This is a genomic window from Tannerella sp. (genome assembly GCF_030528505.1).
Lineage (GTDB): Bacteria > Bacteroidota > Bacteroidia > Bacteroidales > Tannerellaceae > Tannerella.
Map to the genome: position 1 here is coordinate 1 of NZ_JAUMYS010000095.1, position 8,648 is coordinate 8,648.

Genomic DNA, 8,648 nt, shown 5'->3' on the forward strand with positions numbered 1-8,648 from the left:
CCATTCTTACACACCTAAAGAGGGTGTGCCCAAACATTGCATTTTGACACACCCTTACAAACCTTTCGATTTCGGACGAAGCTCTTTCCACGTGGGGCGAATCGTCTCCCATGTCGGGGAAACGATTTCCCACATGGGGCAAACCATTTCCCATATAGGATGGAGTCTGTCCCATGTGTTTGTCTGCTTCCCGAACCATGTCTTCTGCTGATTACTGACCGTTGTGATTCCCGAATTCGGCTTTCAGTTTTTCTTTTGCCGTATAAAAAGCCTTATGGAAGTCTCTTATGATGATTTTTCTATCGGGCGAGATAAACACAAAGAAAGGAAAGCCTCCAAAGGCGTAGTCTTTCTCTATTTTTTCATTGCCGTTGCTTTTCTCCGCGTCAATCCACGGGTGAGCAAGCATATTCTTCAAAACAGGTTTCAGTTCTATATTCATCAGCATCTCACCCGGCCGGGTGTTTTCATAAGCACCTTTTATATAGTTTATATTATCTGTTATGCCGATAACGATTAAATGGTCTTTGTATGTGTGATATAGCTCGATGACCTCTTTGTCAATCATCAAAGAGCCGGGGCACAGTCCCCAGTGATAAATCAACACATAAGATCCGGCACAATCTTTCGACGATACTTCTTTCCCGTCCAGAGCAATCAGTCGGAAATCAGGCGCGTCATTCCCCGGCTGCAATGCGGATAATTTATCGATCTCCTGCTTCAGGATTTTTCCGAAGTGATTGTTTCGGGCTTCGTCGTTCATCTTCTCATATCTTTGCTTCGTCGTTTCGAGAGGAGAGGAGTTAACTCTCGTCAGTGCTTCTATGATGGTATGTTCGGAAGAGGGATATTGGTTGAAAAATGTTTCTTGCAACAAGGATGATTTTTTAAACGCTTCTTGATGGTCTATATAGAAGGAATTAAACTTATTCGCATATTCTTGTGCTTTGATCGTGTCTTTTGACAAATTCGCTTCTTCGACAAGGAGTGTAAAACGGTCTCTCTCTCTACTAAGAGAATCTTTAAATTGTAAGCTCTTTTGCAGCAACTCATTTTCGTAAAGCCCTCCTTCCAACCGACAATAGTAGATTTGCGTTGTCGTGCCGATCAATCGCGTCGTTCCGTCTTTGATAAGGATGGGCAGCGCGCCTTTGCTGCTATGAATTCTTTTTCTTGAAACGGGCTTATATACCATGTGATAATAACCGATATCTTCGTGAGCGCCGTTGTAGGTAAACTCATCCTGTTTTTCAACAATGACTTCAAATGCGAAATTAAGAATATAACCGGGCATAGTAATACGTTCGAACGTAAGCGTGTCGCCGGGCATTAAGCCTTTGATTGTTCCTTCAATTTTGAACGACATGGCCTGTCCGCCGATTGCGACAAACCAAATAAATAAACCGAGAAGAATTGTTTTCATATTGTTATGTATTATTTAAAATCAGTATTTTATACCGCTCTTTTCAGCTCCTCAATCGCAAAACAGAACGATCTTACCCAACAAGTTGGAAACACAAAGATACGACTTTATATAAATAAGATCAGGAGTGTACTTATTTTAGAAGGTGGAATTATAGGGGGGGGAAGGGCGGTTAGAAAATGCTTTTATGATGTGGATGGCATCCGATGCGAGCATGGATCGTTGAAATTTTTTACTACAGTGGAGTAAGTCCCTGCGTAAAAGTTGTCCATGGGAAAGAGCAGATGTTTAGTACAGGGATAAAAAGAGAACAGGCAATACGATAGGCATGTATGACCACATCGTTTTGCGACGACCAATCAATGCAATAAGAGTAAAAGAAGTACTCGTTACGTCAAACGGTATAGATAAATAGTGTATATAAATAGTCTTTTGCTAATTGAGATGGCGGACGTTTTTTCTTTGAAAGAAGTTTGTTTGTCCTACAAATCAACGGCTTTTACACGAAATATTTGTCCGTTACGAGCGAAAACCAATTCTCCGTTTTCCTCTTTTCTTTTCTTTACCAAACGTTGAAACGCCAAACTGGCTCCTTTTACGACGTTCTCTTCAAATTTGCTTAACTCTCGTTCATTCATAAGTTTCTAATTTATTATAAACAACAGTATTATAAATTTCTTTCTTTCCGCTCTTAAACCCTTTGGCAATCACCTCCATCGGAGATAATGAATTGTCGGTAATCATCCAATAGTCACAGATCGGGATATACAACTGGAAAAGATTTTGAATGCCGGCTGCATAGCGCCTGCGCACCGTACTTTCCGTTACATTATGCCCTCCTGCCATCACTCGGTTGCGCACCCGCTCCACCGCCAAATCGGGCGTATTGAGCCAGAAATAAAGTAATGTGACATAATATCCTTTTTCCTGTGCATTTTGCAACAGCCTGGCAATCGAACGACTGGCCAAGGTTGTCTCTAATGCGAAAGTCTTGTTTGCCGATATCAACTCTCTGATTCTCCTATACATGATCCGACTGGCTTCTACCGCAACCGTGATGCTGTCGGCATTGAAAGGTGACAGTCCCTTCGCTATTTCGTCCGAATTGACAAACTCTTTACAGCCCAGCATCTCCGGCAAGATCGTATATGAGGCCGTTGTTTTTCCTGCCCCATTGCATCCGGATATAATATATAAGTACGGCACAACTTTTAATGGTTACTTGAGGCAAAGGTATGTAATCTTTTTGTAACAACCATGCTTTTTTAAGAAAAAAGACAATAAACGCAGAAAAAAAACGTTTTTGCTATCAGTTTGCATGAAATTCTTCGCTTTTTCGTTATTTTCTTAACTCATCAGGTCGCATATGATTCCGTCGGAAGTAAAAAGCGCTTTTTCCGAAATACACACAGAGTCGTCCGTCTGTCGGAGTTTTCCCGATCGCAGGTAAGGCCCTGCTTGCTGCTCGAAGTGGCGCGTATAATCCTCCCCGAACATCTCTTTCAACAGAGAGAGTCGTATGCCCCACATGGTACGCAGTCCGGTGATGATATACTCATTATAGCGCATGCGTATGGTTGGAAACTCCTGTTCGAAATAAGGCCGATTATGCGACAAGGCGTCGCAGTATTGAGATAAAGAAGCAACGTTCCATTGTCGGGAACAGCCATCGTATGAATGAGCGGAAGGGCCTACGCCGAGATATTTTTTGCCGGTCCAATACGATGTGTTATGCTTCGAAAAGTAGCCGGGAAAACAAAAGCTGGAAATTTCATAATGGACATATCCTGCCGAGGCAGCCTTCTCAATCAATCGATGGTAGAGCTCTACACTTGTCTCTTCTCCGACCGGACGCACCGCACCGCTTTTCATTGCCCGGTTGAGAGGAGTTCCTTCTTCATAGCTGAGATGATATGCCGCAAAATGAGGAACATTCAATCCGAACGCTGCTTCCAGATTAGCCTCCCAAGCCTCAAGCGTCTGCTCCGGTAATCCGTAAATAAGGTCGATGCTGAGGTTCGTTAGACCTGTCTCCTGACAACGACGCACCGCCTCGATGGCCTTGTCGCGATCATGGCGACGATTCAGCTTCTGCAGGTCGTCATCGTTGAAACTTTGTACGCCAAGGCTGATGCGATTAAATGGCAGGCTGCGGATGTCGTCCAGATACGCTTCGGTAAGATCGTCGGGATTCGCTTCGAGCGTCACTTCTGCACACTTCGACACGTCGAAATGTTGCTCGATGGCATTAAAAATCCGTCCCAACGCGTCTGCTTTCAATTGAGACGGTGTACCTCCGCCAAAATAAATTGTTTCGACCGGCTCGCCTTGTATATAGCTTGCTCGTTCTTCCAGCTCACGTGCAACGGATTCAATATAAGTGTTTTTATACGCATGACTCGTCTGCGAGTAAAAGTCGCAATAAGCACATCGCTTGGCGCAAAAAGGGACGTGAATATAGATTCCTGCCATTCCGTTTATGGATAATCAGGGGGCAAAAATACTGTTTTTCAATAAAAAAGGAAATATATGTTGCAGAATAATGTTTTTAAACATGACTTTTTTCGCTGTTCGGTTCGGGAACAATGTCTATTTTGCGACACTTTTAAAAAACAAAGCAAATCATGGGCCATGTACTATGAAGCGTATTGTGTCAATTAATTAAAAGAACAATAATATGAAGGTTTATCAAACAAATGAAATCAAGAACATCTCTATCTTGGGAAGTTCGGGCTCGGGGAAAACCACTCTCGCTGAAGCAATGCTTTACGAGAGTGGAGTTATAAAACGTCGCGGAACGGTAGAAGCCGGAAATACGGTGTGCGATTATTTCCCGGTTGAGAAAGATTATGGTTATTCCGTTTTTTCAACGGTATTTAGCGTGGAATGGAACGGGCTGAAGTTGAACTTTATCGACTGTCCGGGCTCGGACGACTTTATCGGTGGGGCTGTATCGGCTCTCAACGTGACGGATACCGCCTTGATGGTACTCAATGCCCAATACGGTGTAGAGGTGGGCACCATTAATCAATTCCGCTATACGGAAGAGTTTCATAAGCCGGTTATATTTGTTGTCAACCAGTTGGATAATGATAAAGCGGATTATGACAATACCGTTTCGCAGCTGAAAGACAATTATGGCTCAAAAGCCGTTCAAATACAATATCCGATACAATGTGGAGCTGCATTTAATGCAGTGGTCGATGTGCTGAAGATGAAGATGTATCGTTGGAAGCCTGAGGGAGGTGTGCCTGAAGTCTTGGAAATTCCGGCCGAAGAAGCAGAGAAAGCCGCAGAATTGCATAAGATACTCGTCGAGGCCGCAGCAGAGCACGACGACTCCCTGATGGAGAAGTTCTTCGAAGAAGGAACGCTTTCGGAGGATGATATGCGTGCGGGTATTCGGGCCGGACTCGTTACTCGCGGGATGTTTCCGATTTTCTGCGTATGTGCCGGAAAGGACATGTGCGTGCGCCGCACATTGGAATTTCTCGGTAATGTGGTGCCGTGCACCGACAAGATGCCTCGCCTCGTAACCACGGAAGGCATAGAGGTCACTCCGACGGCATCAGGCCCGACAAGTCTGTTCTTTTTCAAAACAACGGTAGAGCCGCATATCGGACAGGTCTCTTATTTCAAGGTTGTATCAGGAAAAGTAAAAGTCGGCGACGATTTGACAAATGCAGATCGTGGCTCAAAAGAGCGCATTGCTCAGCTTTTTGTAGTAGATGGGCAGATGCGCAACGAAGTAACGGAAATGGAGGCCGGCGACATCGGGGCTACCGTAAAACTGAAAGATGTGCGTCGCGGTAATACCCTTAACGGAAAAGGCTGTGAATATCGTTTCGACTTTATTAAGTATCCCGAACCGAAGTATCGTCGCGCCATTAAACCGGCCAACGAAGCGGATGCCGAAAAGCTGAGTGAAATTCTTGCCCGGATGCATGAAGAAGATCCTACATGGCTCGTTGAACTGTCGAAAGAGTTGAAGCAGACGATTGTATCGGGTCAGGGTGAATTCCATCTGCGCACTCTCAAATGGAGAATTGAGAATAACGATAAACTCTCCATCGAATATATCGAACCTAAAATTCCTTATCGCGAAACGATTACAAAAGCTGCACGTGCCGACTACCGGCACAAAAAACAGTCGGGGGGAGCAGGTCAGTTTGGTGAAGTGCACTTAATCATCGAACCTTACTACGAAGGGATGCCGGCTCCTACAGCTTATCGTTTCGGCGGACAGGAATACCGCATGAATGTTCGTGATACCCAGATTTATGACCTTGAATGGGGCGGTAAGCTCGTTTTTGTAAACTGCATCGTTGGAGGTGCGATCGATGCACGCTTCCTTCCCGCCATTCTGAAAGGTATCATGGGGCGCATGGAGCAGGGTCCATTAACCGGCTCTTATGCACGCGATGTGCGGGTTTGTGTCTATGATGGGAAAATGCACCCCGTGGACAGTAATGAAATCTCGTTCATGCTAGCAGGCCGTAACGCATTCAGTACAGCATTTAAAGAGGCCGGCCCGAAAATTTTGGAACCCATTTACGATGTGGAGGTGCTTGTACCGGGTGACTATATGGGTGATGTAATGAGTGACCTGCAAGGACGTCGTGCGTTGATTATGGGCATGAATAGCGAGAGAGGATATGAGAAGCTGATGGCTAAAGTGCCATTGAAAGAAATGGCAAGCTACTCGACCTCACTCAGCTCGATCACCGGCGGGCGGGCATCTTTCTCCATGAAGTTTGCCAGTTATGAATTAGTACCGTCTGAGGTGCAGGATAAGTTGCTGAAAGATTATGCAACGAGTCAAGAAGACGAATAATAAAGAATCATTGTTGCTTTTGTTTTTTGTTTAAATGTATTTAAGGGAAGCCCCCTCCGTGATGGAAGGGGCTTTTTTCTGCTCTTCCGGAAAGAATGAGTTCACCACAGATATTTCCGAATCTCCTATGATGACCTCTCCGCTTCCTTTTTCTGCTATGCAAGCGACTTTTGCATGAATCGTGAGAAGGGGATTTTACGAATAAATGTTTTCAAATTTAACCATCGAATCGGATTCAATATCTTTTATTTATACTTCGTATAAGTGTTACATCGTGATCAAGAGTTGTTTTTGCTTGCTGAATTTTTTTTCTACCTTTGTCTTGTCAAAGAGTCAGATGTCTTACATTGAATCTGATGACAGCAAGTGTGGAAATGGTATGATTGAAATCCGAATTAATAATAAAAACATTACTTATGAGAAAAAAATTATTCTTACTATTCGCCTGCCTTTGTGTACTGGCGAATCTTAGGGCACAGGATACGGAATTCTGGTTTTCCGCTTCCGACGTGGCCAAGTCGCATTCAGACAGCCCGGTCTTTTTTGTGTTTTCAAATCCGAACAAAGTAAAAAATGCGAATGTACGTATTACCTGTCACGGGGGAGCACCTGCTGGTAGTGCTGCATTTGAGCAGAACATTGTTGTTCCTGCACGGGGTTTCTACAAATTAGATTTTACGGACTGGCCTCCAACTCCTTTGGCTTCTTTGGTCGAAACGCCGGCAGCTTTGGCCGGGACGGTATCCAATTACGGCATTCATATCACGAGTGATGTCAAGATTCTGGTTTACTATATGATTAATGCTAATACACAGCGTGATATCTATGCTTTGAAGGGAGCTCCTGCGTTGGGCACGCATTTTATTACACCATTCATGAAGCAGGAAGGCAACTACTTTGAACAGCGCCCGCATGCAATTTATAATATGGGTAGCGATGAGATTGAAATTGTAGCCACTCAGTCCAATACGACCGTTACGGTCGATTTGAAAAAGCGTTGCATGCTTGGAACAACTAATCATCTGAATGTCGGCACTCATACATTTACATTTACTCATGCGGGGCAAACACTGACCTTGCGTGAAGATACGGTGGGTACCACAAACACTCCCGAAGCGATTGCGCTCACTAAAAATACGGGAACACTGGCCGGAACGGTTATTCGGTCGGACAAGCCGATTGCTGTCACTCAGACGGAAGATTGTTTCAGTGCAGTCAGAGGCCCTCATGCAAGCGGCTCGACCGATGTGGTCGGTGACCAGTTGGTACCGGTAGAGATGGTGGGCAAGCGTTATGTTGTTATACGCGGATATTCGACCGTAGGAGAACGGGTAGACTTTGTAGCCACCCAACCGAATACGACGATCAAGGTTTATTACAATGGCGGTTCACTCACTTCGCCGGCTCTGAATACAGGTGATATGTGGTACGTCGATATGTCGAATCTGAATGGCACGGCAAGCGATATTTTCGTGGATGCCACCGAGCCGGTTTATTGCTATCAGCATACGGCGACGAACGGAGAGCTGGGAGGGGCTATCATTCCGTCCATGTATTCCATCAGCCAGCAGCAGATCGCGTTTTATCAATCGCAAGGTATGCCTAATCAGAATAATATTTTTCTGGTCTTTCGTGAACATACGGATACGGCCTTTATGATCAGCTACGGTGCGGGAGCCGCACGGAAACTGTCGGATGTCGTTGGACCGATTACCCCGATGGTGATTCCTGGCGGCATTGCAAACGAATGGCGGTATGCTAACATTAGTCTTCCGACAAGCGAAGATAACAAAATGGCCTTGATCAGTAACGATGAATCTACCTTCTCGTTAGGCTATTTCAACGGTGTAGGGTCTGTAACAGCCGGCTATGGTTATCTGTCGGGCTTCGGCAGCTTCGCGTTCGACCCCGATACGTTCTGGCGCTGTTCCGATAAACCGACTCCCATTTCCTTGGTGGGGGGTTATGCGTTAAGTTATCTGTGGTCGCATTATCCGGATACGGGGTATACGACACCGACCCAAACATGGACGACACCGTCTATCAAGGCGCGTGAAAAAGGGATGTATGTGCTGGAGATGAATCAAGATCCGCGTATCATTAAAGATACGGTTTGGGTACTCGATATGGTATGGGATGCTTCCATCAAGCGCCGACCCGACAAACCGGCCAAAATAGGAGTTCCGCAACAGTTCGATATCGATATAAACCCGTCGATGCTGAACATGCCTACCTTAAGTATTAACTGGACCTTTGAAGGCGGAAATCCGGCTACAGCCAACGTGGCTAATCCCAAAGTTGTTTGGCACTCTACGGGGCCTAAAAAGGTCACGTTACACCTTTCTGCTACAGCCGGTTCGGGGGCTAACGAGGTGACTTGCGACACGACTC

General features: G+C 45.2%; 6 protein-coding genes. 3 read left to right on the plus strand and 3 right to left on the minus strand.

Going from position 1 to position 8,648, the window contains the following annotated elements:
* On the plus strand, nucleotides 1-211 hold a 211-nt coding region (locus Q4A89_RS11235; protein ID WP_303185577.1), incomplete at its 5' end, for a hypothetical protein.
* On the opposite strand, the gene Q4A89_RS11240 is transcribed toward Q4A89_RS11235, so the two are convergent.
* The 3 genes from Q4A89_RS11240 to hemW form a co-directional block, all read right to left on the minus strand.
* Nucleotides 212-1,423, minus strand: coding sequence for a peroxiredoxin (locus tag Q4A89_RS11240; protein ID WP_303185578.1), 1,212 nt, complete (start codon nucleotides 1,421-1,423; stop codon nucleotides 212-214).
* Nucleotides 1,424-2,053: 630 nt separating this feature from the next.
* Nucleotides 2,054-2,629: an AAA family ATPase gene (locus Q4A89_RS11245; protein WP_303185579.1), complete on the minus strand. Its 576-nt coding sequence runs from the start codon at nucleotides 2,627-2,629 to the stop codon at nucleotides 2,054-2,056.
* Nucleotides 2,630-2,770: 141 nt separating this feature from the next.
* Nucleotides 2,771-3,895, minus strand: coding sequence for a radical SAM family heme chaperone HemW (hemW, locus tag Q4A89_RS11250; protein ID WP_303185581.1), 1,125 nt, complete (start codon nucleotides 3,893-3,895; stop codon nucleotides 2,771-2,773).
* 205 nt (nucleotides 3,896-4,100) lie between these two features.
* Here hemW and Q4A89_RS11255 point away from each other — a divergent pair, with 205 nt between their 5' ends.
* Together Q4A89_RS11255 and Q4A89_RS11260 are read left to right on the plus strand one after the other, a co-directional pair.
* Nucleotides 4,101-6,257, plus strand: a complete 2,157-nt coding sequence (locus tag Q4A89_RS11255; protein ID WP_303185582.1) for a translation factor GTPase family protein — start codon at nucleotides 4,101-4,103, stop codon at nucleotides 6,255-6,257.
* A gap of 416 nt (nucleotides 6,258-6,673) precedes the next feature.
* The coding region (locus Q4A89_RS11260; RefSeq protein WP_303185583.1) for an IgGFc-binding protein at nucleotides 6,674-8,648 on the plus strand (1,975 nt) is incomplete at its 3' end.

What these genes read in the sequence shown, in the direction of transcription:
- Q4A89_RS11240 (WP_303185578.1), bottom strand. Translation starts at nt 1,423, where the DNA reads ATGAAAACAATTCTTCTCGGTTTATTTATTTGGTTTGTCGCAATCGGC.
- hemW (WP_303185581.1), bottom strand. Translation starts at nt 3,895, where the DNA reads ATGGCAGGAATCTATATTCACGTCCCTTTTTGCGCCAAGCGATGTGCT.
- Q4A89_RS11255 (WP_303185582.1), top strand. Translation starts at nt 4,101, where the DNA reads ATGAAGGTTTATCAAACAAATGAAATCAAGAACATCTCTATCTTGGGA.